Source organism: Marinobacter sp. H13, assembly GCF_059072335.1.
The window spans coordinates 3,602,212-3,625,236 of sequence record NZ_JCACRU010000001.1; the positions used below are offsets into that span (position 1 = coordinate 3,602,212).

Annotated in this window: 19 protein-coding genes and 1 tRNA gene; 15 read left to right on the forward strand and 5 right to left on the reverse strand. The window is 57.2% G+C overall.

The annotated features are described in order from the left end of the window. The first annotated feature begins 37 nt into the window (after window positions 1-37). The 3 genes from AC5JQH_RS16795 to AC5JQH_RS16805 all read left to right on the forward strand — a co-directional run bounded on the left by AC5JQH_RS16795 (window position 38) and on the right by AC5JQH_RS16805 (window position 2,857). Window positions 38-988 carry a DegV family protein gene (locus AC5JQH_RS16795; RefSeq protein ID WP_493805780.1) on the forward strand — a complete coding sequence of 317 codons (951 nt, stop codon included), beginning with the start codon at window positions 38-40 and terminating at the stop codon, window positions 986-988. A 139-nt stretch (window positions 989-1,127) separates the two neighbouring features. Further along, complete coding sequence (locus AC5JQH_RS16800; RefSeq protein ID WP_008170543.1) at window positions 1,128-2,162, forward strand: hypothetical protein; 1,035 nt, start codon at window positions 1,128-1,130, stop codon at window positions 2,160-2,162. Between the two features lie 56 nt (window positions 2,163-2,218). Beyond that, window positions 2,219-2,857: a LysE family translocator gene (locus AC5JQH_RS16805; protein WP_104270279.1), complete on the forward strand. Its 639-nt coding sequence runs from the start codon at window positions 2,219-2,221 to the stop codon at window positions 2,855-2,857. 71 nt (window positions 2,858-2,928) lie between these two features. On the opposite strand, the gene fdxA is transcribed toward AC5JQH_RS16805, so the two are convergent. After that, complete coding sequence (gene fdxA / locus AC5JQH_RS16810; RefSeq protein ID WP_008170541.1) at window positions 2,929-3,252, reverse strand: ferredoxin FdxA; 324 nt, start codon at window positions 3,250-3,252, stop codon at window positions 2,929-2,931. A gap of 150 nt (window positions 3,253-3,402) precedes the next feature. Next, window positions 3,403-6,033: a DNA mismatch repair protein MutS gene (gene mutS / locus AC5JQH_RS16815; RefSeq protein ID WP_104270280.1), complete on the reverse strand. Its 2,631-nt coding sequence runs from the start codon at window positions 6,031-6,033 to the stop codon at window positions 3,403-3,405. Window positions 6,034-6,114: 81 nt separating this feature from the next. On the opposite strand from mutS, the gene pncC reads away from it, so the two are divergent. The 3 genes from pncC to AC5JQH_RS16830 all read left to right on the forward strand — a co-directional run bounded on the left by pncC (window position 6,115) and on the right by AC5JQH_RS16830 (window position 8,317). Further along, a complete protein-coding gene (gene pncC, locus AC5JQH_RS16820; protein WP_008170536.1) occupies window positions 6,115-6,615 on the forward strand; it encodes a nicotinamide-nucleotide amidase in 501 nt (166 codons plus the stop codon). Window positions 6,616-6,779: 164 nt separating this feature from the next. Then, on the forward strand, window positions 6,780-7,826 hold the full coding sequence (recA, locus tag AC5JQH_RS16825) for a recombinase RecA (protein WP_008170534.1): 1,047 nt from the start codon (window positions 6,780-6,782) through the stop codon (window positions 7,824-7,826). A 20-nt stretch (window positions 7,827-7,846) separates the two neighbouring features. Continuing rightward, on the forward strand, window positions 7,847-8,317 hold the full coding sequence (locus AC5JQH_RS16830) for a flavodoxin family protein (protein WP_008170531.1): 471 nt from the start codon (window positions 7,847-7,849) through the stop codon (window positions 8,315-8,317). Between the two features lie 15 nt (window positions 8,318-8,332). Here AC5JQH_RS16830 and AC5JQH_RS16835 read toward each other — a convergent pair whose 3' ends face one another. Further along, window positions 8,333-8,710, reverse strand: a complete 378-nt coding sequence (locus tag AC5JQH_RS16835; protein WP_008170530.1) for a PilZ domain-containing protein — start codon at window positions 8,708-8,710, stop codon at window positions 8,333-8,335. A gap of 217 nt (window positions 8,711-8,927) precedes the next feature. Here AC5JQH_RS16835 and AC5JQH_RS16840 point away from each other — a divergent pair, with 217 nt between their 5' ends. The 3 genes from AC5JQH_RS16840 to AC5JQH_RS16850 are packed head-to-tail and all read left to right on the forward strand — an operon-like array spanning window position 8,928 to window position 13,625. After that, on the forward strand, window positions 8,928-11,336 hold the full coding sequence (locus AC5JQH_RS16840) for an ATP-binding protein (protein ID WP_008170528.1): 2,409 nt from the start codon (window positions 8,928-8,930) through the stop codon (window positions 11,334-11,336). A gap of 39 nt (window positions 11,337-11,375) precedes the next feature. Next, a complete protein-coding gene (fixJ, locus tag AC5JQH_RS16845; RefSeq protein ID WP_008170525.1) occupies window positions 11,376-12,002 on the forward strand; it encodes a response regulator FixJ in 627 nt (208 codons plus the stop codon). A 45-nt stretch (window positions 12,003-12,047) separates the two neighbouring features. Then, entirely contained in the window at window positions 12,048-13,625 is a 1,578-nt protein-coding gene (locus AC5JQH_RS16850) for an ATP-binding response regulator (protein ID WP_008170524.1), read from the forward strand. Here AC5JQH_RS16850 and AC5JQH_RS16855 read toward each other — a convergent pair. Beyond that, entirely contained in the window at window positions 13,622-14,497 is an 876-nt protein-coding gene (locus tag AC5JQH_RS16855; protein ID WP_008170521.1) for a MaoC family dehydratase, read from the reverse strand. The genes AC5JQH_RS16850 and AC5JQH_RS16855 overlap by 4 nt on opposite strands. Window positions 14,498-14,782: 285 nt before the next feature. Here AC5JQH_RS16855 and AC5JQH_RS16860 point away from each other — a divergent pair, with 285 nt between their 5' ends. Further along, window positions 14,783-15,814: an AraC family transcriptional regulator gene (locus AC5JQH_RS16860; protein WP_008170520.1), complete on the forward strand. Its 1,032-nt coding sequence runs from the start codon at window positions 14,783-14,785 to the stop codon at window positions 15,812-15,814. A gap of 138 nt (window positions 15,815-15,952) precedes the next feature. Continuing rightward, window positions 15,953-16,029, forward strand: a tRNA-Asp gene (locus AC5JQH_RS16865). 250 nt (window positions 16,030-16,279) lie between these two features. On the opposite strand, the gene AC5JQH_RS16870 is transcribed toward AC5JQH_RS16865, so the two are convergent. Continuing rightward, window positions 16,280-17,329: an AraC family transcriptional regulator gene (locus tag AC5JQH_RS16870; protein WP_008170518.1), complete on the reverse strand. Its 1,050-nt coding sequence runs from the start codon at window positions 17,327-17,329 to the stop codon at window positions 16,280-16,282. 154 nt (window positions 17,330-17,483) lie between these two features. Here AC5JQH_RS16870 and AC5JQH_RS16875 point away from each other — a divergent pair, with 154 nt between their 5' ends. The 4 genes from AC5JQH_RS16875 to AC5JQH_RS16890 all read left to right on the forward strand — a co-directional run bounded on the left by AC5JQH_RS16875 (window position 17,484) and on the right by AC5JQH_RS16890 (window position 23,018). Beyond that, window positions 17,484-19,553: an NADPH-dependent 2,4-dienoyl-CoA reductase gene (locus AC5JQH_RS16875; RefSeq protein WP_273084837.1), complete on the forward strand. Its 2,070-nt coding sequence runs from the start codon at window positions 17,484-17,486 to the stop codon at window positions 19,551-19,553. 205 nt (window positions 19,554-19,758) lie between these two features. Beyond that, window positions 19,759-21,006, forward strand: a complete 1,248-nt coding sequence (locus AC5JQH_RS16880; protein ID WP_008170514.1) for a hypothetical protein — start codon at window positions 19,759-19,761, stop codon at window positions 21,004-21,006. 111 nt (window positions 21,007-21,117) lie between these two features. Then, on the forward strand, window positions 21,118-22,002 hold the full coding sequence (locus tag AC5JQH_RS16885; RefSeq protein ID WP_008170512.1) for an NAD(+) kinase: 885 nt from the start codon (window positions 21,118-21,120) through the stop codon (window positions 22,000-22,002). Window positions 22,003-22,004: 2 nt separating this feature from the next. Then, window positions 22,005-23,018: a metallophosphoesterase gene (locus AC5JQH_RS16890; RefSeq protein ID WP_008170510.1), complete on the forward strand. Its 1,014-nt coding sequence runs from the start codon at window positions 22,005-22,007 to the stop codon at window positions 23,016-23,018. Window positions 23,019-23,025: the final 7 nt, after the last annotated feature.

Consider the following 23,025-nt stretch of genomic DNA (forward strand, 5'->3'; position numbering starts at 1 on the left):
TTCCGTTCGAGAAGCTACCCGGAGCTGGAGGCCCACCATGCGAGTTGGTTTGATCGTCGATTCTGCGTGCGACTTACCCTATGAGTTCAGCCGCAAGCACGACCTGTTCGTGCTGCCGGTAACCGCTGTAATCGATGGCCAGACCTACATAGACAAGCATGATCCGGTTCGGACCCAGGAGTTCTATCAGAGCGGCCTGTTGCAGAAAGGACATCAGGCGGAAACCCGCGCCTTCACCGCAGAGCAGATACACGAACTGTTCATGGAGAAGATCGTCACCCAGTTCGATGTTGCTATCTGCGAGACGGTCACGAAATCCCGAAGCCTGATTTTCCAGAATGCCACCGAGGCTATGAACAGTGTCCTGGCGAATTACGAAGGTGCGCGGGAGGCCGCCGGTCGTGATGGCCGGTTCTTTATGCGTGTGATCGACAGTAAACAGATTTTTGCCGGCCAGGGCCTGCTGGCAGCCCACACGCTCAAGCTGATCGGCCAGAATGTGTCCAAGAATGCCCTGCGCCATGAGGTGGAAACCTTCAGCGACAAGATCTACACCTGCGTCATTCCGAGGGATCTGCACTACATCCGTGAACGGGCACGGCGGCGTGGCGACAAGAGTGTATCGGCGCTGGTTGCCTTCCTGGGCAAAGCACTGAACATTACGCCGGTTATCTTCGGGCAAGGGGCCGAGGGCCAGCCCGCGGCCAAAACCCGGAGTTTCGACGTGGCCGTGGAAAAGGTGATGAACTATGCCGCTGCCCGTGTCGAAGCCGGGCTTCTGACACCCTATGTAAGCCTGTCCTGTGGTCTTACCTGGACGGAGATCGAGGATTTGCCCGGGCTCAACCGACTGCGCGATGCTTGCGAACGCAATGGTGTGGAACTGCTGCTCTCCCAGATGGGGATTACCAGCAGCATCTACGTTGGCCCCGGCAGTCTTTGCCTCGCACTTGCTGCGGAACCCCACACCTTCAACGATTTTCAGTAACTCCTTCTCAGAGTGCGTGACTGAATCATACTGGCCCGGCCGCGCCTCTCCACCTGTAGTTTTGGCAAACCTGCCAGCGTTTCGTTCGTGTTAGCCTCTGGCCTGTGTGTTTCATTTCTTCAACAGGACAACTGACGCCATGACCAAAGGCAAAACGGATCTCGCCAACCAACTGCTTGAGCAGCATGTGAAACATGAGCTGGCTTCGCTAAAGGGCGCAAAGCTGCGCAAGTTCCTGGAGCAGGAGCTCGATGAGCTCTGGCATTATGCCGGCGAGATAACCCTTGGCCGGATAACCTCGGAAGAGCAGGTGATGGGCGTTATCCAGCGTATCGTTATGGACATGGAACTGGATGCAGGCATTCCGGAACTGGCTGCGGAGATGGCCACCGAGGTGCTCAATGCCGATGTGCAGTCAAAGACCACCCTGGGCGAGATCATCACCCGCGAACAGGCCACGGGCTTTCTGGAGGAAGCTCTGGAGCTCCGGCAGCAACGTGAACGGGTGATCAGCGAGATCATGGCGCACCCGGTCTATCAGGAGCTGGTGTCCAATGTGGTGTACCACGGCCTGGTGAACTACCTGTACGAGGATAACCTGATCACCAAGTCTGTGCCGGGCGTTGGTTCGATGATGAAATTTGGCAAGCGGATGGCCAACCGGGCGGTGCCGGGGCTGGATGAAACCTTTGAGCGTCGACTGAAAGCCTGGTTGTCTGACAGCCTGCCCGGTTTGATCAGCCGCAGTGAGCAATTCCTGCACAGTGCCCTGTCTGATGAGGAGCTGCGCGACAGTGTGATGGCCGCCTGGGTGTCTTTGGAGGATCGCACCATTGCCGAGCTTCACGAGGGGCTCGGAGACGTGCAGCTGCAGGAGTTTGTGGTGCTTGGCTATGAGTTCTGGCTGCAGTTTCGCAAGACCGGATACTTTGAGAACTGTGCCCGGGCCGTGGTTTCCCACCTGTTCGACAAATATGGCGAGCGCCCGCTTACAGACCTGCTGGGCGATATGGGGGTAAGCCGTGAGGTTGTTATGGCGGAGATAGATGCCTACGCAATTCCGGTTATAGACGTGTTACGTGAAGAGGGCTATGTTGAGGCCCTGGTTCGTCGGCGGCTTGCGCCATTTTACAAGTCCGCCGCTGCGCGTAAGATTCTCCAGCAGGAGGCCTGAGTCTGAGATTGTCGGCAGGGCCCCGGGGAAGGTTTCGTTCAGGATTTTGAGAGGGCATGACGTTGATATCGGATCTGTTCTGGGCCTATCTGGTTGCCATTACATTGCTCACCATCACGCCCGGTGTGGATACCCTGCTGGTGATGCGTAATACCGGCCGGGGCGGTTTGCGGGATGGGTGCGTGACCAGTGTCGGCATCTGTAGCGGCCTGTTCATTCATGCCACGCTCTCGGCGCTGGGCATCTCCCTCCTGTTGGTGGAAACCGCCTGGGCATTTTCTGCATTGAAGTGGGCCGGCGCTTGCTACCTGGTCTGGCTCGGCATCGGTTCGTTGCGCCAGGCCCTTCGCCGGGGTGACGCGCCTGCGGCAAAGGACGTAGCGGTCGCCCGCCGGAAGGTTGGCTTGGCGGTGTCCTTTCGTGAGGGCCTGCTATCCAACGTTCTTAATCCCAAAACCGCCCTGTTCTACATGGCTTTGCTGCCACAGTTTGTGGATCCGGCAGGCAACGCCTTTCAGCAATCGCTGATGCTGGCCGGTGTGCATTTTCTGCTGGCAATGCTCTGGCAGTGTGGTCTGGCCTGGGTGGTGGTTACGTTTCGGAGTCTTGGTGTAAACGCGCGTGTAAAGCGAACGCTGAACGGCCTGACGGGAGGGTTTTTCGTGGCCATGGGCGCCAAGCTGGCCAGCACCTGACGCAATCACGGAACTTCAGGCAAAGAAAAAGGGAAGCCTCGGCTTCCCTTTTTTGTTCCAGTTCCGGATGATTACTTTTCCAGATACTGAAGCTTGTTCGGCTTGCCATCCCACTCTTCAGCGTCTGGCAGTGGATCTTTCTTTTCGGTGATGTTCGGCCATTTGGCGGCCAGATCGGCATTCAGCTCAACAAACTGGACCTGATCGGCCGGCAGTTCGTCTTCCGAGAAAATGGCTTCGGCCGGGCACTCTGGCTCGCACAGGGCGCAGTCGATACATTCGTCCGGGTCGATTACCAGAAAGTTCGGTCCCTCGTAGAAGCAGTCTACCGGACAGACTTCCACGCAGTCTGTGTACTTACACTTGATGCAGTTATCAGTAACGATAAACGCCATAGTCAGATCCCTGGTCCAGTGGTCGGTCAGTCTCATCAGGAGCGCCGTCGGGCGCTGCCGTTATATTTTGGTGCGCGATATTGTAGGGAGCGACCCGCACAGCCGCAAGCGTTCGACTGCTATAACCTTATTACACAGATCAATTCTTCGCTATTTCTTCATCAACGCCTTCAGTTCGTAAAGCTGATTCATGGCATCCCGGGGGGTTAGTCCGTCGAGGTCCATGTCTTTAAGTGCCTCTTCCACGGCGCTGGGCTCCAGGCTGGCGAACATGTCGCCCTGGTAAACGGATTCATTTACCTTTGCTGCCGGCTTGGCCAGGGATGCGTTGTTGCCCTGTTCGGCGGCCGAGGCTGCCGGCGCCGCTGGCGAAGCGCTGCCCTCCAGGTGGGAGAGCTGGGTTTTGGCGTTACGGATCACATCCTGTGGCACGCCTGCCAGCTTTGCTACCTGCAGACCGTAGCTCTGGCTTGCCGGGCCATCATGCACGTTGTGCAGGAACACGATGCTGTCATCGTGTTCGGTGGCCGTCAGATGGACGTTTACGGCATGTTGCAGCTCATCGGCCAGCTGGGTCAGCTCGAAATAGTGGGTGGCAAACAGCGTGTAGCAGCGTATCTCCCGGGCAAGGTGTTCGGCAGTAGCCCAGGCCAGGGACAGGCCATCAAAGGTGCTGGTGCCACGACCAACCTCGTCCATCAACACCAGACTGTGCTCGGTGGCGTTGTGCAGGATGTTGGCGGTTTCGGTCATTTCCACCATGAAGGTGGAGCGGCCGCCGGCGATATCGTCCGAGGAACCCATGCGGGTAAAAATCCGGTCCACGGGGCCGATCACTGCCCGGTTGGCGGGCACGAAACTGCCGGTGTAGGCGAGCAGCGCAATCAGCGCGGCCTGACGCATATAGGTGGATTTACCGCCCATGTTCGGGCCGGTTATCACCAGCATGCGGCGCTGGGTGTCCATTAGCAGATCGTTCGGTACGAAGGGCTCGTCCAGCAACTGTTCAACCACCGGATGGCGCCCTTCCTCAATGTCAAAACCCGGGGATTCGCTGAACTCCGGCGCGGAAAAGCGCAGAGAGGTGGCGCGCTCGGCAAAATTACTCAGCACATCCAGTTCTGCCAGTGCCTGCGCGGCATCCTGAAGTGGCGCAAGTTGCCCGGCGACGGTTTCCAGTACGTCATCGTAAAGGCCTTTCTCACGGGCCAGGGCCCGGCTCTTGGCACTCAGGGCCTTGTCCTCGAACTCCTTGAGTTCCGGCGTGATGAATCGCTCGGCGTTTTTCAGGGTCTGCCGGCGAATATAATCCACCGGCGCCTGATCGGACTGGGCCCGGCTTATTTCGATGTAGTAGCCGTGGACCCGGTTGTAACCTACTTTGAGGGTGCTGATACCGGTGCGATCCCGCTCCCGGGTTTCGACATCCAGCAGATACTGGCCGGCGTTTTCGCTGATGTTGCGCAGCTCGTCCAGCTCCTCGTCGAAGCCTTCCCGGATGACCCCGCCTTCACGGATCACGACCGGGGGATTGTCGATGATGGCGCGCTCCAGCAGATCCGCCAGTTCCGGGTATTCCCCAATGATGGTCGCCAGCCTGACGACGTGGTGGGAATTGACCGGTTTCAGGGTTTCCTGCAGGTCCGGCAGGGCCTGGAAGGCATCCCGAAGCCGCGCCAGGTCTCTTGGGCGGGCCGAACGAAGGGCGACCCGTGCGAGCACGCGCTCAATGTCGCCAACAGCTTTCAGCAGATCGTGCACCGGCTCATAGTGGAACCCGTCCAGCAGTGCCGATACCGCCTGCTGACGCTGGCGGACGATTTCCACATCCCGAAGCGGCCGATTCAGCCAGCGCCGGAGTTCCCGTCCACCCATGGATGTGGCGGTGCGGTCCATGACCCAGGCGAGGGTATACTGGTGGCCGCCCATGAGATTGGTGTCAATTTCCAGATTGCGACGGCTGGCCGCGTCCAGGATGACTGCTTCATCGCGCCGTTCGCGGGTCAGCTTGCGAATATGGGGCAGGGCGGTACGCTGGGTTTCCTTGGCATACTGCAGCAGGCAGCCCGCGGCACAGACGGCGAGATTGAGTTCCTCGCAGCCGAAACCTGTCAGGTCCCTGACCTGAAGCTGATGGGTAATAACCCTGCGGGCCGTATCGGATTCGAAGAGCCAGGGCCCCTGACGGCGTATTCCGGTGAAACCCTCCAGAACGTCCTCGTAGGGAAAATCCTCGCTGATCAGGATTTCCGCCGGACGCAGGCGCTGCAGTTCGCCCTGCAGGGCCTCCAGGTTTTCCAGCTCCGACACGGCAAAACGGCCGCTGGAAATATCGAGCGAGGCAAAACCGAACTGCTCCCGATGGTTATAGATAGCCACCAGTAGATTGTCCCGTCGATCCTCCAGGTAGGCGTCGTCGCTCAGGGTCCCCGGTGTGACGATCCTCACCACCTGTCGCTCAACCGGACCCTTGCTGGTGGCAGGATCTCCGATCTGTTCGCAGATGGCGATGGATTGACCTGCCCGAACCAGCCGGGCAATGTAGCCCTCAGAAGAGTGATAGGGGATGCCGGCCATGGGGATCGGATTGCCGCCAGATTGGCCCCGGGCGGTGAGGGTAATACCCATCAGCTCGGCCGCTTTCTTGGCATCTTCGTAGAACAGTTCGTAAAAGTCCCCCATGCGGTAAAAAACCAGTTCATTGGGGTGCTGGCCCTTGATCTTCAGGTACTGCTGCATCATTGGGGTGTGCTTGGAAAGATCGGTCTGAGCTGCTGACATGAACGGGTCCGGTAGCCTTGCTTTGGATGAAGGCGTGAATTGTAAGAAAATAACCGCCGTGATGAAACGAAGGAGGTCATTATGCTGGCCAGCGATCAGGAATTGGAAGAGGCAGGCAACCGCCTTGGTGAACGACTGCTGACAACCGGCCGTACCGTTGCGACGGCGGAGAGTTGCACCGGCGGCTGGGTTGCGAAGGTACTGACCGATCGTGCCGGTTCTTCGGCCTACGTGCTGGGTGGCCTGGTCACGTACAGCAATGAGGCCAAGCAGGGGCTTCTGGGCGTAACCCGGAAATCGCTGGATGAACACGGTGCGGTCAGCGAACCGGTGGTGCGGGAAATGGTTGCCGGTGCCCTGGTGGCGACAGATGCTGACGTTGCCGTGGCTATCAGTGGTGTTGCCGGGCCCGGCGGTGGCAGCGATGACAAGCCTGTGGGCACCGTCTGGTTTGCCTGGGGTAGCAGCCCGGCCTCCACCGTGGCCGTGGTAAAGCACTTTGAGGGCGATCGTGATCAGGTCCGCAGGCAGGCCGTTCTCTTTGCCCTTCAAGGGGTTAACAATTTTGTGGACGAAGTCTGACGGCTTTCACATCCGGAGGGGTTGGTCTCCTCTGCGGGTTATGTTTTAATACTGTTCAAATATACAGGGAATGGGCTGTTCGAGCTGTACAGATTCCCGATTCACTATTTCGCTGCCAGCCTTTTCCTGAGGGTGGCGGCCCAGGCGACAGAGGGTTTGCACTGATGGAAGACAACCGCAAGAAAGCATTGAGCGCAGCACTTGGGCAGATTGAGCGCCAGTTCGGCAAGGGCGCCGTGATGAAAATGGGCGATCAGCCCCGCGAAGCCATTCCTGCGGTCTCCACCGGTTCCCTTGGCCTGGACGTTGCCCTGGGTATTGGCGGTCTTCCATATGGTCGAATTTGCGAAATCTACGGTCCGGAAAGTTCCGGTAAGACGACGCTCACCCTGCAGGTAATTGCCGAAGCACAAAAAGCCGGCAAAACCTGCGCATTCGTGGATGCCGAGCACGCGCTCGATCCGGTTTACGCCGAAAAGCTGGGCGTCAATGTGGACGACCTTCTGGTGTCCCAGCCGGATACCGGTGAGCAGGCCCTGGAAATTGCCGACATGCTGGTTCGTTCCAATGCGGTAGACGTGATCATCGTGGACTCCGTGGCGGCCCTGACCCCGAAAGCGGAAATCGAGGGTGAAATGGGCGACAGCCACGTAGGTCTGCAGGCGCGACTGATGTCCCAGGCGCTTCGCAAGCTGACCGGTAATGTCAAACACGCTAACTGCCTGATGATTTTCATCAACCAGATCCGTATGAAAATCGGGGTTATGTTTGGCTCGCCCGAAACCACCACCGGTGGTAACGCGCTGAAATTCTACTCCTCCGTTCGCCTTGATATCCGCCGCATTGGTGCCGTGAAAGATGGTGACGAAGTGGTCGGTAACGAGACCCGCGTGAAAGTGGTCAAGAACAAAGTATCGCCGCCGTTCAAGCAGGCCGAGTTCCAGATTATGTACGGTAAGGGCATTTACCACATGGCGGAAGTGCTGGATATGGGCGTCAAGGAAGGCTTTGTCGACAAGTCCGGAGCCTGGTACGCCTACAATGGCGACAAGATCGGTCAGGGCAAGGCCAACGCCTGCAAGTTCCTGGAAGAAAACATGGACATTGCCAACGAGATCGAAGCCAAGGTTCGGGACAAGTTGATGCCCAAGCCTGAACCCAAGAAAGACGCAAAAGAAGAGCCCGCAGAAGCCAACGGCGAGCTGCTCTAAGCTTGATGTAGGGAGGACGTATGGATGGCATGAAGAAACTTTTGATTGTTGCCCATGCGCCTTCCCCGAACACCCTCCGCCTACGAGAAGCTGTGGATGAGGGTGCCCGCCATGAAGATATCGAAAACGTTGAAGTAACCGTTCTGGCACCGTTGGATGCCGGTCCCGAAGACGTTCTTGCCTGCGACGCCATTATTCTGGGCACCACTGAGAATCTCGGGTATATGAGTGGTGCTTTAAAAGACTTCTTCGATCGCAGCTACTATCCCTGCCTCGAGAAAACCCAGGGGCTACCTTTTGCCTATTACATTCGCGCCGGCCATGACGGCACGGGCACCAAGCGGGCAATAGAAAGCATTACTACCGGGCTACGCTGGAAGCTGGTCCAGGAGCCTTTGATCTGCCGGGGTGAATACCGGGAAGAGTTTGAAGATCAGTGTCGGGAGCTGGGGATGTATGTTGCGGCCAGCCTTGACGCCGGGCTGGTTTGATTCCGAAGGCCTGGCTCAGCTGGCAAACCGGTTGTAGAAGCCTTCAATCCGCGACAGGGCATTGTCGACAGTTCGTGAATAGCCCTTCTTGTCCAGGCAATAGCTGAACTGGACACTGACGCGATAGCCGGTCTGGAAGGGCTGGCATTCCACCACCCGGGCACAAACCCGCGATTCGCTGATGTACTTGCCGTCAAAATCCATGAACAGACGGGCGCCCGGCTCTACTGGTCGGGGGCATAGCACTGCCATTCCGTACCGGTTGAGGTCCAGGCAGGTAACCGGCGTGGGGTGTTTGCCACGACCAAGGAAGCTACGCTCCCGGAGCTGGACCTTCAGGCAGGAGGCGGGGTAACGATCCTTGATTCTGCGCTCTGCGGAATCATTGGTCATACGCTGGCGTCCGTTGCGTGCATTGTTTTTATGGTTGGGACATAAAGTGTAGTTCCGGAAAGGCTGGCTGAAAAATGAGCGGCGGCGGAATTGTGAACTGCCTAACAAAATCCCGCGCAATGTGCGCGACTCCAGAAATCTTCGTGCTGAACGCGACAGAGCCGACCGCAGAATCTACAATGACCGGCCAATGTGTTAACCGTTACAGGACCAAACCTTGAAGTCACTGCCTCTGCACCAGCTTTACAAAGCCTGTGTTCTGAAAGATCTGCCGTTCAAAACCACCAAGCAACTGGAGCCCCTGGCTGAAATCGTTGGCCAGAACCGTGCCCAGGAGGCTGTGCGTTTTGCTCTGGCAATGCCCCATGGCGGTTACAACGTCTATGCCGTTGGCCGTAATGGCCTGGGTAAGCGCACCATGATGCTGCGTTACCTCGAGCATCATGTGGATACGGATCAGCAGAGCCATGACTGGTGCTACGTGGCCAACTTCGAGGAGCCGCGCATTCCGAAGCTGTTGCAGCTCCCGGCCGGGAAGGGTACCCAGCTCAAACAGGATATGGAAAAGCTGATGAGTCGCCTGGTCAAGGTTATTCCACAGACCTTTGACAGCGACAGCTTTCTTGAGCGCTCGGAACAGTTGAAAAACGAATACGGCAAAAAACAGGAAGACGAGCTCGAGAAGGTGGCGGCACAGGCCAAGCGCAAAAAAGTCAGCCTCACTGTGACAACCCCGGGCGGTTATCGGTTGGTGGCCATGAATGGCGACGAACCCCACACTGCGGAATCTTTCCAGGCTCTGACTGATGAGCAGCGCGACAAGTTCGAAGATGCCATCAACAAGCTTGAGAAAAAGCTCAGGCAGGCGCTCCGCAAACTGGCGGACTGGGAACAGGAATACGCTGATAAACAGCAAGCCCTGAACCAGGAGACCCTCGAGAGTATCTCAGGCCATCAGATCGATGAGCTGATCGAGAAATACAAGGATCTGCCGGACGTGGTCGCCTTCTTTGAGGCGGTTCGGGCGGACCTGGTTGAAAATCTCGAGATTTTCCTCGATGACAACGAGGAACAGGCAGCGATTGCGTATGCGTCCCTCGACAAGAAGATGCCCCGCCGTTACCTCGTCAATGTTCTGGTGCACCAGAAAACCAACGAAGTACCAATGGTGGTGGAGGATAACCCCACCTACCACAACCTGTTCGGTTACGTTGAGAACGTCACCTTCAAGGGCACCGTGTTCACGGATTTCTCCCTGATTCGCCCTGGCAGCCTGCACAGGGCCAACGGTGGCTATCTGTTGATGGACGCCATCAAGGTTCTGGAGCAACCGTTCGTATGGGATGGCCTCAAGCGTGCGCTGCGTTCGAAGTCCATACAGATAAATTCCCTGGAACGGGAACTGACGCTGTCCGGAACCATCTCAATTGAACCGGAATCGGTGCCCCTGGACGTCAAGATTGTTCTGTTCGGCGACCGTGAAACCTGGATGTTGCTGCAGGAATACGATTCTGAATTCGCCGAGCTGTTTCGAGTCACGGCGGATTTCGAGAACGAAATGTACCGTTCCGATGACAGTCAGCTGCTATATGCCAAGTTCATCGCCAGCCTGGTGAGCGAGAAGAAGCTACTGCACTGTTCGAACAAGGCGGTTGCCCGGGTGATTGAACACAGTGCCCGTATGGCCGAGCATCAGGATCGACTGTCCCTGCACGCGGCCGATATTGCCAACCTGCTGCGGGAATCCGATTTCTGGGCCCGTCAGGCCGGTGCCAAGCTGATCCAGGACCTGCACGTTGAGCGCGCGCTGGAAAGCGCGAAATACCGCAGCAGCCGGATCCGGGATCAGTTTTATGATTCCATCCGTGACGGCACAACGCTCGTAACTACAAGTGGCACGTGTGTTGGCCAGGTTAATGCACTCTCGGTGCTGTCCACGGGTGGATTTGAGTTCGGTCTTTCCAACCGTGTCACCGCTACCTGCTATTATGGAGATGGCGCGGTCATGGATATTGAGCGAGATGTAAAGCTTGGTGGCAATCTGCACTCCAAGGGCGTGATGATCCTGAGCTCCTGGCTAGCCTCCCATTTTGCGGTCAACGATCCGATGCACCTGTCGGCCAGTCTGACCTTCGAGCAGAACTACGGTGAAGTGGACGGAGACAGTGCTTCTCTGGCAGAGCTGTGCGCGCTGATTTCGTCTCTTTCCGGTATACCGGTTCGGCAGGATCTTGCGATTACGGGGTCGGTCAACCAGTTTGGTGAGGTTCAGCCCATTGGCGGTGTCAACGAAAAAGTGGAAGGCTTTTTTACCACCTGCCAGCTCAAGGGTGGGCTTTCAGGCAGCCAGGGTGTCATTGTGCCATCCACCAATGTGCAGAACCTGATGCTTGACAGCGAAGTGGTGCAGGCAGTGCGCGGGGGGCAGTTTGCGGTTTACGCGGTCGCCCGTGTTGAAGAGGCCATCACGCTGCTGCTTGGAAAGCCTGCGGGCAAGGCCGATGACAAAGGCAGGTACCCGAAGCAGAGCGTTTTTGGCATTATCCAGCAACGGCTAGAAAAAATGCGGGAACACGAGCGCCAGGAACATGCCCGTGACGACCATAAAGACCCGTCAATTCACTGACCGGCGATCATAAGAAAACGGACAGGAGAGAACACACCCATGACTGATATCCAGCAAACCGTGTACGTTGTTGAGGACGATGAAGCAGTCCGCGATTCCCTGGAGCTGCTGCTGAAATCCGACGGCAAGCCGGTAAAGACCTATGAGAGTGCAACCGCTTTCCTGAAGGACTACTCCGACAAGATGGCAGGCTGCATTGTGCTGGATATTCGCATGCCGGGCATGGACGGTATGGAGCTCCAGAAAAAGCTCAATGAAAAACACTCTATATTGCCGATTATCTTTGTGACGGGTCACGGTGACGTCCCCATGGCCGTCGACGCCATGAAAGAGGGCGCTGTGGACTTCATTCAAAAGCCCTACCGTGAGGAGGCACTGCTGGAGAAAATTGAGGCAGCCCTCAAACAGGATCTTGAGCAGCGAAAGTCTCTGGACGAGAAGCAGGAGATCATTCGCCGCATCAAGAGCCTGACCCCCCGGGAACACGAGATCATGGACCGTATGATTGCCGGTCAGGCCAACAAGGTGATTGCCATTGAGCTGGAAATCAGCCAGCGCACGGTCGAGATCCACCGTTCCCGCGTTATGCACAAGATGGGGACCCATTCCCTGGCACATCTCGTTCGTATGGTCCTGTCCGTAAAGGACCTTATCGACGCAGGGTGATCCCGGCGGCATCATACGGTTACTTTTCTAACCGGCCCGACATTTATGACTGAAGCTGTCAGCGAGAACTCGGAGGTGACGGTTCTGCTCGTGGATGACAATCCGCAGAACCTCAAAGTCCTCTATGAGACCCTGAAAGACAAAGGTTACCGGCTACTCATTGCCAACGAGGGCGAAAAGGCCCTCGACCTTGCCCACCGCCATCAGCCCGAAGTGATTCTCCTTGATATCATGATGCCGGAGATGGACGGCTATGAAGTCTGCGAGCGCCTCAAGGCCGCCCCGCAGACGGCCGACTGTGCCGTCGTCTTTCTGTCTGCGCTGGACGACCTGCAGGCAAAGGTGAAGGGCTTTTCACTCGGCGGTGCCGACTACATCTCCAAGCCGTTCCAGTCCCAGGAAGTGATCGCTCGCGTGAAAACCCACGCCAGCGTTATTCGTCTTGAAAGAGAGTTGCAGGCCCGCAACCGGGAGCTGCAAAGTGACCAGGCCCGGATTCTGAACTCCATCAGCGAAGGCATCTACGGCCTCGATGAGAACGGCATTATTGAATTTGCCAATCCGGCGGCGGCATCAATTGTTGGCTGCCCGGTGGAAGAGTTGATTGGTCGTGATTTCTTCGAAACCCACTTCGCGACTGCCGGTGACAATCCGGACGGACTGCCGGTGAAGGCGACCTGTCAGCAGGGTGTGGCCGAGAACCAGCGGGATATCCGAATGCTAAGGGCCGACGGAACCGGATTTCCGGCGGAGTACCGCTCAACGCCGAAACTGGACTCTGACGAGCTCCACGGTGCTGTTGTTGTATTCCGGGATATCACCGCCGAACTGGACAATGAAAAGGCGCTGGAGGATGCCCGGCAACTGGTTCAGGAACAGCGCGATCAGCTTGCCCATACCTCGCGCCTGACCACCATGGGTGAAATGGCCGCCGGCGTTGCCCACGAGGTGAACCAGCCGCTGACCGCCATCACCAATTATGCCCGGGTCGCCAAGCGGATGATGGTAAAGGAAAGCCCTGACATGGGGGTGCTCCAGGAGACCCTCGACAAGATCGAGGCACAGTCCCATCGCGCCAGTGAAATCATCCGACGCATTCGTCGATTCATGAAAAAACCGGCGACGGGCAAGGAAGTACTGTCGGTGCCCGCGTTGCTGGAAGACACCCGGCAGTTTGCCGAGGTGGATATGCGTAATAACAAGGGCGCTATTGAGCTGTCCGTGCCTGGGGATATGCCTGAGGTTCTGGCCGATCCGGTTCAGGTACAGCAGGTCGCCCTGAATCTGATTCGCAACGCTCTGGAAGCGACCAGCAGTATTGATTCCAGCGCGCCGGTAGAAGTGAGTGCCAGTGTGCAGGGTGGCACCTGTGTTCGAATCCAGGTGCGGGATCACGGCATCGGCCTCTCGGAAGATGCCGAAGAGAAACTGTTCCTGCCGTTCTTCACGACCAAGGATGAAGGGATGGGGATTGGTCTTTCAACCTGCCGTTCCCTCATACAGGCGCAGGGTGGCGACATCGGTTTCGAGCGGCCGGAAGGCGGTGGTGCCTGTTTCTATTTCACGTTGCCCGTTGCCGGCGCCCAGGGTTCCCCCTGCGCACCGGATGGCAAGCCTGCCTAAAGCCAGTCGACGCGCCCGGTTAGATGGGGCGCATCGCCTTTGGCATTCAGCACCTGGTAGTCCCACCCCGTTTCTCCGGTTTTCCAGTTCAGCTGGGCTGTACCAGGCAGAAACAGCGGTTTCTTGAACTGGCAGCTGATGCTGAGGGCACTGGCTTGCCAGCCTTCCTGTTGTTCCAGTAGCGCCAGTGCGTGGGCTTTGGTCCACATACCGTGGGCGATTGCCCTTGGAAAGCCGAACGCTTTGGCGCTCAGGGCATGCATGTGGATCGGGTTGCTGTCGCCGGATACCCGGGCGTATTGCCGGCCAATCGATTCGGGCGCCTTGAAATTTTCGGTGTTCGGATAACGTTCCAGCTCTGGCGGTGTTTTTTTGCCGGACGACTTGCTCTCGCCATCCGGTTGTCGGAACAACGTTGTGCTCGCTTCTTCCCAGACCAGTTTGCCAGCCGAGCGAGCCTCGGTGATGAGATCAAACTCCACGCCCCGGTCACTTTTTGCGGTATTCCCCAGTCGTACAGATAAATCCAGGTTCTCCCCGGTGCCGATCGGCCGGTGCTGGGTAATGGTGTTTCGCAGGTGCACCAGGCCCAGCAGCGGCAGGGGGAAGGCCTTCTCGGTGAGCAGTTTCAGGTGCAGTGGAAAAGCCAGCACATGGGGCCAGGTAACGGGCAGATGACTACCTGCCGCGAAGCCACAGACCTGCTGGTAGCGCTTGAGGTTCTTGCCGGCAGTACTGACGCCAAGCAGGCTGGCGGCTAACTCCGGGATGCTGACGTCACCGCCGGTTTGCTTTTGTTTCGGCAGCAGTGTTCTGCCATACATGGGCAATAGGGCGGGTGGTGTCGTGTGGTAAACGAGGGTCTCTGGCATGGATGTTCTCCTTTATAGCCTCGACCGGAAATGCCGGCGCTGCCTGAGTAAAAGCGTAGTAGCAGAGGATATGCTTTTTTTTACATTTTGGTACAACTCGGCGTTCGTGGCCTGATATGCTCTAATATAAGACGATTGTCTAACAGGGTGCCTTTTCTGGGCCCTCTGGATCTGACAAACCTCTGGAGTGTGGCAAACCCTGCCAGATCAGGCATTGACCTGGCGAGCCCCGGCGACTGTCCGGCCGGCCAAAGTAGAAGTCAACAAATAAGAAAACGGGATCTTATGCAGGAACTTCGTGACGCGGGAGTGATGTTGCGCCTGATTTATGAGGCGATGAAAAAGAAGGGAATCGATACCAATGCGATTTTCAGCCGTCTGGGTGTGGATGAAAATTACGTTTATACCGAACAGCTTCGAACTCCCCACAGTGCGCAGATGTACTTCTGGCAGGCTGTTGAGGATGTTTCCGGCGATCCGGATGTTGGCCTGCATCTGGGACAGTTGCTGCCAGCGTATAAGGGGCAGGTGCTGGAATACCTTTTTCTGAGCAGCCCAACCTTCGGCGAGGGCCTGCGTCGGGCCCAGAACTATCAGCGTCTGCTGAGTGATGCCGCTAACACCGATTTCTTCATTGAGGGCGACGATGCCTGCATGGTTCTGGATGCAGCGTCTGATGATGTACGTCGTTTACGGCATTTCAATGAATGTTTCGTGCTGGGACTGATTACCTTTTTCCGCTCCATCACCGATGGCAACTTTTACCCGTCACGCATCGAGTTCGAGCATGAGCGTGCCGAGGGCCAGGATCATGTTCGCGAGGTGCTGGGGTGCGATGTCACCTTCGGTGCGCCGGAAAACCGGCTGTATTTCCCGGCCAAGCTGCTTTCCCATGCTTCGCCGCATGCCGAGCCGGAGCTGCTGGATCTGCACGAGCGGTTTGCCAGCGAACAGGTTGCCCGGTTGGAGAAGAAAGACATCGTTGGTCAGGTGGAGCGGATTGTCGCAGAGCTCCTCGATAGTGGAGAGGTCACCCTCGATGCCGTGGCCGAGCGGCTCGGCATCAAGCCGAGGACCCTGCGTACCCGGTTGACAGAGGCCGAGACCAGTTTCAATCAGGTACTGGCGGATTTTCGCTATCGCCTGGCCCGTCAGTTGCTGGCAACCACCGATGAATCCATTGATGAGATTGTCTACCTGACCGGCTTTTCTGAGCCCAGCACTTTTTATCGCGCATTCAAACGCTGGTCCGGAATGACACCTATCGAATACCGCAAAACCGCCCAGGGCAAGGACGCCATGGTCGATGCCATGTAACAGAACGCTTTTTCTGAAAATATTTTAGGAAAAGCGTTGACATAACAGGGCGCCTCTTTATAATGCGCCCTCGTTGTCACAGAGCAATCACACCCTTGATTGCCAAGCCTTTTCGAGGCGAGCTGTGATGACCCGCACGGAGCGGTAGTTCAGTTGGTTAGAATACCGGCCTGTCACGCCGGGGGTCGCGGGTTCGAGTCCCGTCCGCTCCGCCATTTTTTCCCCTCGTTTTACCTTTCACGTTATCCGACTTCTCCAGTTGCATTACATTCAACGCCAAGCTTCATTGTCATCGTTCTGTCATTGAGAACTTCTAGGCTATTTCTGAAAATTCAGGAATCAGGAAGGCTGTGATGCGGGATTACGAAGAAGAGTTGATTGAAAACCAGTTCGAAGAATATGAAGACGATGATGGCTGGGACGACGCCATGGAGTTATAGGCAAGGGATGAAACCATCACCGATGTCATCCATGCCTGATCTGCTTTCGGTGCTCCCCGGGGCTTAGATTGAACCAGCGCCGGTAGGCTTTGTGGAAGGCCGCAGGATTGGCAAAACCCAGAAGCCAGGCAATCTCTGCCAGTGATGTCTCTGTCTCCCGAATATAATCCCGCGCTAACTGTTTTCGCGTTTCATCCACCAGTTCCCTGAATCCGGTTCCCTCGGCGGCCAGTTGTCTCTGGAGCGTCCATGGCGCAATCCCCAGTTTAACTGCAATGGTTTCCAGGCTGGGTGTCTCGCCCCGAAACAGGGGTGTGAGAAGGTTTTTTACGCGGTCGCCTGTGGTCCACCCCCGTCGTATCTGCTGCAGTTCCCGTTCGCAGAGATCCGAAAGCTTTTCATGCATGGCGGGCTGAGCCTGCTGGCTGGCGCTTTCCCAAATGTCCTGACGAACGGTAAGGCTGTTGCTCGAAGCTCCAAACTGCACGGGGCAGCGGAACCAGCTCTCGAACAAATCATCCTGGCCGATTGATCGGTATTCGATAGTGACCTTCTCCAGAACGTCATAACGGCCCGTAACGGTCCTGAGAAACTGGGTCCACGCGGCAAGAACAGAATCCACCACGAAGTAGTTGAAGCCGTTATAGGGACGAATCGAGTAGAACTTTGCTTGCCGGGTTTCCGGTTGGACCGTTGGAACGCCACGGCTATTGCGGCTGGTTAGCAGAGCGTATCGAATCAGCGTGGCGAGTGCTGCGCCAGCGGTGCCGGCGGTTTCTCCGGCCAGCCCTGCAATACCCGCGTCGACAGGGCGTGATAGCGCACCCATCCTCAGCCCGAGAGCCGGGTTGCCGGTCTCGTTGATCGCGGCATGCCCCAGACGCATAAACCGCGGGATGCTGATGCGCGCTTCCGGTGATGTCAGGGTCTGATGGTCAAGCTGGAAACGGGATGCCAGTTCTGCGCTGCTGGCGCCTTCGGCTTCGGCGGCCCGCAAAAGAGCCGACACATAGAGAACACTGATGTCCCCGAGTGAGTTTCGGTTTTTTGACGGGCTGGAGAGGTGGGCGTTCATTGAAGCCTTTGTCTGACATGTTATGCAAAGATAATAAAATGTTATCCCTGGATATTGTCGATGGCAAGATGCGCGGGTAGTTTAAGGCTCAACAATGAACGGAGCCCTGTCATTTACAGGCGTTCCGCCCGAGATCACGATGAGGAGAGCAAACATGACCGCGAGCACGACGTCAGGCGTTGCCAAGTACCCGAACCTGCTTGAGCCACTGGACCTTGGTTTTACCAAACTGCGTAACCGCACCCTGATGGGCTCCATGCACACCGGCCTGGAAGAGGCCAAAAATGGCTTCGAACGCCTTGCGGCATTCTATGCAGAGCGTGCCAGAGGCGGTGCCGGCCTGATCGTGACTGGCGGTATTGCTCCGAATGTGGAGGGGGGCGTTTTCCAGCACGCCGCCAAGATGACCACCGAAGAGGAAGTCGAGAAGCACAGGGTCATTACCGATGCGGTGCATGGAGCTGATGGCAAGATCTGCATGCAGATCCTCCACGCTGGCCGCTACGCCTATTCTCCGGAGCTGGTGGCACCCTCGGCCATTCAGGCGCCAATCAATCCGTTCAAGCCCCGGGAGCTGGATGAAGACGGCATCGAGAAGCAGATTCAGGACTATGCGGAGTGCGCCGCACTGGCACAAAGCGCCGGTTATGACGGCGTTGAAGTGATGGGGTCAGAGGGTTACTTCATTAACCAGTTCATTGTGTCTCATACCAACCATCGGACTGACCGTTGGGGTGGCAGTTACGAAAACCGCATTCGTCTGCCCATCGAAATCGTTCGCCGGGTTCGTGAACGAGTGGGCGAGAACTTTATCCTGATTTACCGCCTGTCCATGCTGGATCTGATTGAAGACGGCAGTACCTGGGAAGAGGTGGTGCATCTGGCCAAGGAAATCGAGAAGGCGGGTGCAACCATCATCAATACGGGTATTGGCTGGCATGAGGCCCGCGTACCTACCATTGCCACCTCAGTTCCCCGGGGCGCATTTACCAAGGTGACCGCGCGCTTGAAAGGTGAAGTGAGCATTCCTCTGGTCACCACCAACCGGATTAACATGCCGGATGTGGCCGAGAAGATTCTGGCCGAGGGCGATGCCGATATGGTGTCCATGGCCCGGCCGTTCCTCGCAGACGCCGATCTGGTTCTGAAGGCGGCGGAAGATCGCGCGGAGGAGATCAACACTTGCATCGGCTGTAATCAGGCCTGCCTTGATCACACCTTCAGTGGCAAGCTGACGTCCTGCCTGGTCAATCCCCGCGCCTGTCATGAAACCGAGCTGACCTACGTGAAGACCGCGAAGCCCAAATCCATCGCGGTGGTTGGTGCCGGCCCGGCAGGACTGGCTTTTGCTTCCGTGGCGGCAGAGCGTGGCCATAAGGTGACACTGTTTGACGCCGGCAGTGAGATTGGTGGCCAGTTCAACGTTGCCAAGCTGATTCCGGGCAAGGAAGAGTTTTACGAGACGTTGCGTTACTTCCGGGTGATGCTCGACAAGCATCAGGTCGATTTACGCCTGAACACCCGGGTTAGCGCTGACGACCTGAAAGCCGGTGGCTTTGACGAAGTGATTCTGGCCACTGGCGTAAAGCCGCGTACGCCGGAAATCGAGGGTATCGATCATCCCAAAGTGATCGGTTATCTGGACGCGCTGCTGGAGCGCAAGCCGGTTGGCCAGAAAGTGGCCGTGATCGGCGCCGGCGGTATCGGTTTCGATGTCTCCGAGTTTATCATCCACAAGGGCACGTCAGCTGCTTTGGATACCGATCACTTCATGCGTGAGTGGGGTGTGGATCTCAGTGTCGAGCATCGTGGTGGCATCCAGGGCGTTGAGCCCCAGGTACCGGAGCCGGCCCGGGAAGTCTATCTGCTTCAGCGCAAGGCCTCGAAAGTGGGTAAGAACCTGGGCAAGACCACCGGCTGGATTCACCGGACTTCCCTAAAAAACCGTCAGGTTCAGATGGTGCCCGGTGTGACCTATCGTAAAATCGATGATGAGGGGCTGCATATAACGGTCACGCCGAAAGGCGCAGAGCAGGGCGAAGATCGTATGCTGCCCGTGGATACCATTATCGTCTGCGCGGGCCAGGAGCCGCTGCGCGAACTGCAAAGCGAACTCGAGGCAGCGGGCCTGCCAGTTCACCTGATTGGTGGCTCGGATGTGGCGGCTGAACTCGATGCCAAGCGAGCGATCAACCAGGGCAGTCGCCTGGCAGCAGAGCTTTAAGCGCAAACACGATCACAAATCGTTGCACTTTTTCCCTGTGCAGAAACGATTGTCTGGCTAGACTAATAGCTTTGAGTCTGTCAGCTTGCGTCTTCGCCCCGGCTCCGGGAGGCTGGGGTTGAAGAGGCCGGCACCACGATCGGATGGAACATCTCTCAGTGTTCTGTCGTGTGGTGTCGAGTCGTTGAACTTTGGAGAACGTGCAATGGTGTCTGCCGACCAGGCAACCGATGGTTATTCGGCGGTATTTTTTGTGGAAGGAAGCCAGGTGGCTCGCGAAATGCGGGCCACGGAATTCGGCGCTTTCCTGGATGGCTACGTTGGGCTGTCCGATCTTGCCGAAACCGATGTCAGGGCTGTTCTGGTTGAGTTGAGTCCCGATCTTCGGGTTCAGGCACTCGTGTTCTTCCGAATCTGGTTTGATGAGGAGGGCAGGGCAGACAGTCACTGGAACCTGCCGATTGAAGAGCTCGCCAGGCAAGGCGCCAAGGGGCCGGACATGGGCGGTGGTCCGATCCGGCTGGTTTGCCGAAGCCAATGCCCCGATCCCAAGTTCAAGGAGGATCTTTGGGACCCGGACATGACCCCGGGGAATAATCATTTCCAGGCCATTCGCAAGGCAGTAGAGGCCAATAGCCTTAAATTCCGCAAAGTTGAGCCGGTACAGGAAGAGAATATTCCGGTTCTGAGTGAGCAGGCAGAAGATTCTTCGGAGCGCGAAGAGGCCGCAGCCGCCGCCGACCGTTCCCGCCTGGCGCAGTTGATTCGTGAGCAACGCCTGCGGATCAAGACCCTCCAGAGTGTCCACCGCGATGCGCTTTCGGATATCCAGCGAGAGCACCGGCTGGAGGTCCAGGGGTTACGCAGTGATATTGCGGATCTCGAGCAGAAATACGAACGCCAGCGCCTCAGTAATGAGCAGCTCAAGAAGCGACTTTCCGAAAGAAACGAGCAGTACCTCGCCATGCAGGAGCAGATGGCCGCGGTAGGTGAGGAGAAACAGCGGGAGGATTCAAACGCGGGTGCCGAGCTCCTGCTCCTCAGGGAGCAGCTGGAGCGGCGTCAGCGTGAACTCGAGCTGAGAGACGAGAAGATTGTCGCTCTCGAGGAAGAGAACCACGAGCTGAGAAACCGCGAACCTCCGGAAGACTCCATCATGGACCACCTGCAGCGCCAGGCGGTGTTCCTGGTGGCCTACCAGCCAGGCGTCGGTCACGTAACGCTGCCCTTCAAGGACATTGAGACCTACTTCAGCAACCCCACCGCCTATGCCGCGGAACGCTGCGGCATGAATGAACCCGCCTATCGTGAATGGCTGGATCACTATGAAAATCCTGTGTGCACCCACAAGGGCAATGATGGCAAACCCTGCGGTGAGCCTATCCTGCGGGTAAGCCAACCCTCGGAATTCCGCCCGGGCGTTGACGATCGGTGTGAGAAACACCAGGCCTGAGGTTCGAACTTTTTCAGTATCGGGGTGACTTTCGTTAAACTGTACGCCAGATTGTCACCGGGGTAACGGTTTCGTTGGTCCCCGCCGCATCCCGACATCACAGGAAACTTCATGGATCAGTTCAGGAACATTGGTGTAATTGGCCGAATGGGCAGTGTGAAAGTGGTTGAATCACTGCGCCAGCTCAAACAGTACCTGATCACCAACAATTACCACGTCATTCTTGAAGAAGACACAGCCAGCATGCTGCCAGGGCATGGCCTGCAGGTGGCCAGCAAAAAGCTTCTGGGCGAAATCTGTGATCTGGTCATCGTGGTTGGCGGGGATGGCAGCCTTCTGGGCGCCGCCCGGGAGTTGGCCAAGTCCAAGATTCCCCTGCTTGGGGTGAACCGTGGGCGGTTGGGCTTCCTGACTGACATTTCGCCGTCCGATCTTGAGGAGCGCCTGGGCAAGGTTCTGGAAGGCGAGTACATGGAGGAGACGCGGTTCCTGCTGGATGGCAATGTTGAGCGCAACGGCCAGCCCCTGGGGTTTGGTACGGCCCTGAACGATGTCGTACTGCATCCCGGTAAATCCACCCGGATGATTGGCTTTGACCTCTTCATCGACGGCCATTTCGTGTACAGCCAGCGTTCGGATGGCCTGATTGTCTCTACGCCGACAGGGTCTACCGCCTATTCGCTGTCTGCCGGTGGTCCGATTATGCACCCGAAGCTGGACGCCATTGTTCTGGTGCCCATGTTTCCCCACACTCTCAGTAGCCGGCCGATCGTTGTCGATGGCAAGAGTGAAATCAAACTGGTGATCGGGGAGACCAATGAAACCTATCCGCAAATCAGCTTTGACGGCCAGATGAACATTGCCTGCGCGCCAGGCGATATCATTCGCATTACCAAAAAGCCGTTCAAGATCCGGTTGATTCACCCCACAGACCATAATTTCTACGCCACCTGCCGTGACAAGCTTGGCTGGGCTAGTGAAATATCAGCGAGTTGATCATGGCTGCGACAAAACCGACCGCAAACCGCGGTTACGACATCATTGGCGACATTCACGGCTGTGCCAATACCCTGGCCCGATTGCTGGACCAGATGGGCTATCGGAAGATCAACGGGGTCTACCAGCACCCCCGTCGTCAGGCGATCTTCATCGGCGATATCATTGATCGTGGCCCACGCATCCGTGAAGCCCTGCACCTTGTGCGCGATATGGTGGAACATGGTTCGGCCCGAATTGTCATGGGCAACCATGAGTACAATGCCCTGGGTTACTGTACGCGGGCGCGCCCGGGCAGCGGCAAAACCTTCCTGCGCGAGCACAACGCGCGTCACGACCGCCTGATCCGCGAGACTCTCGAGCAGTTCGAAGCGCACCCCTACGAGTGGAATGAGTTTCTCGAGTGGTTCTACACCATACCGCTGTTCATCGACGACGAGGATTTCCGCGTTGTGCACGCGTGTTGGGATGGCGACCTGATCGAGAAATTCAAGCAGTCGCAGGGTGGTGCGTGCATTGATGAGGATTTCCTGCACGCCTCTGCCGCCATCGAGTCTTTTGCCGGGCAGGTTATGGATACCCTTTTGAGGGGGACGGATCTGCGGCTCCCCCGGGGAATGACCATCACCGGTCGGGATGGCTATGTGCGCGAGTTTTTCCGAACCAAGTTCTGGGCCGACGATCCTCATACCTATGCCGATGTTGTCTTCCAGCCGGACCCGTTGCCACCGGAAGTGGCAAGCCGCGTATTGACGGAAAGCGAGCGAAAGCAGCTGATCAGTTATCCTCTCGATGCGCCCCCGGTTTTTGTCGGGCATTACTGGATGGAAGGAGAGCCGGCGCCGCTCAAATCCAATGTCGCGTGCATCGACTACAGTGCCGTGAAGTACGGGCGGTTGGTCGCTTACCGAATGGATGGTGAGCGGGCACTTTCCCGGGACAAATTTGTCTGGGTTGATGTGGAAAGACCGGAGCAAGCGGATTATCCCAATAGCGAGGACAGTCTCGCACGCTAGACCGAGC

Excerpts from the sequence above, each read along its gene's own strand:
- AC5JQH_RS16795 (WP_493805780.1), top strand. The coding sequence starts at position 38 with ATGCGAGTTGGTTTGATCGTCGATTCTGCGTGCGACTTACCCTATGAG.
- AC5JQH_RS16800 (WP_008170543.1), top strand. The coding sequence starts at position 1,128 with ATGACCAAAGGCAAAACGGATCTCGCCAACCAACTGCTTGAGCAGCAT.
- AC5JQH_RS16805 (WP_104270279.1), top strand. The coding sequence starts at position 2,219 with ATGACGTTGATATCGGATCTGTTCTGGGCCTATCTGGTTGCCATTACA.
- fdxA (WP_008170541.1), bottom strand. The coding sequence starts at position 3,252 with ATGGCGTTTATCGTTACTGATAACTGCATCAAGTGTAAGTACACAGAC.
- mutS (WP_104270280.1), bottom strand. The coding sequence starts at position 6,033 with ATGTCAGCAGCTCAGACCGATCTTTCCAAGCACACCCCAATGATGCAG.
- pncC (WP_008170536.1), top strand. The coding sequence starts at position 6,115 with ATGCTGGCCAGCGATCAGGAATTGGAAGAGGCAGGCAACCGCCTTGGT.
- recA (WP_008170534.1), top strand. The coding sequence starts at position 6,780 with ATGGAAGACAACCGCAAGAAAGCATTGAGCGCAGCACTTGGGCAGATT.
- AC5JQH_RS16830 (WP_008170531.1), top strand. The coding sequence starts at position 7,847 with ATGGATGGCATGAAGAAACTTTTGATTGTTGCCCATGCGCCTTCCCCG.
- AC5JQH_RS16835 (WP_008170530.1), bottom strand. The coding sequence starts at position 8,710 with ATGACCAATGATTCCGCAGAGCGCAGAATCAAGGATCGTTACCCCGCC.
- fixJ (WP_008170525.1), top strand. The coding sequence starts at position 11,376 with ATGACTGATATCCAGCAAACCGTGTACGTTGTTGAGGACGATGAAGCA.
- AC5JQH_RS16850 (WP_008170524.1), top strand. The coding sequence starts at position 12,048 with ATGACTGAAGCTGTCAGCGAGAACTCGGAGGTGACGGTTCTGCTCGTG.
- AC5JQH_RS16855 (WP_008170521.1), bottom strand. The coding sequence starts at position 14,497 with ATGCCAGAGACCCTCGTTTACCACACGACACCACCCGCCCTATTGCCC.
- AC5JQH_RS16860 (WP_008170520.1), top strand. The coding sequence starts at position 14,783 with ATGCAGGAACTTCGTGACGCGGGAGTGATGTTGCGCCTGATTTATGAG.
- AC5JQH_RS16870 (WP_008170518.1), bottom strand. The coding sequence starts at position 17,329 with ATGAACGCCCACCTCTCCAGCCCGTCAAAAAACCGAAACTCACTCGGG.
- AC5JQH_RS16875 (WP_273084837.1), top strand. The coding sequence starts at position 17,484 with ATGACCGCGAGCACGACGTCAGGCGTTGCCAAGTACCCGAACCTGCTT.
- AC5JQH_RS16880 (WP_008170514.1), top strand. The coding sequence starts at position 19,759 with ATGGTGTCTGCCGACCAGGCAACCGATGGTTATTCGGCGGTATTTTTT.
- AC5JQH_RS16885 (WP_008170512.1), top strand. The coding sequence starts at position 21,118 with ATGGATCAGTTCAGGAACATTGGTGTAATTGGCCGAATGGGCAGTGTG.
- AC5JQH_RS16890 (WP_008170510.1), top strand. The coding sequence starts at position 22,005 with ATGGCTGCGACAAAACCGACCGCAAACCGCGGTTACGACATCATTGGC.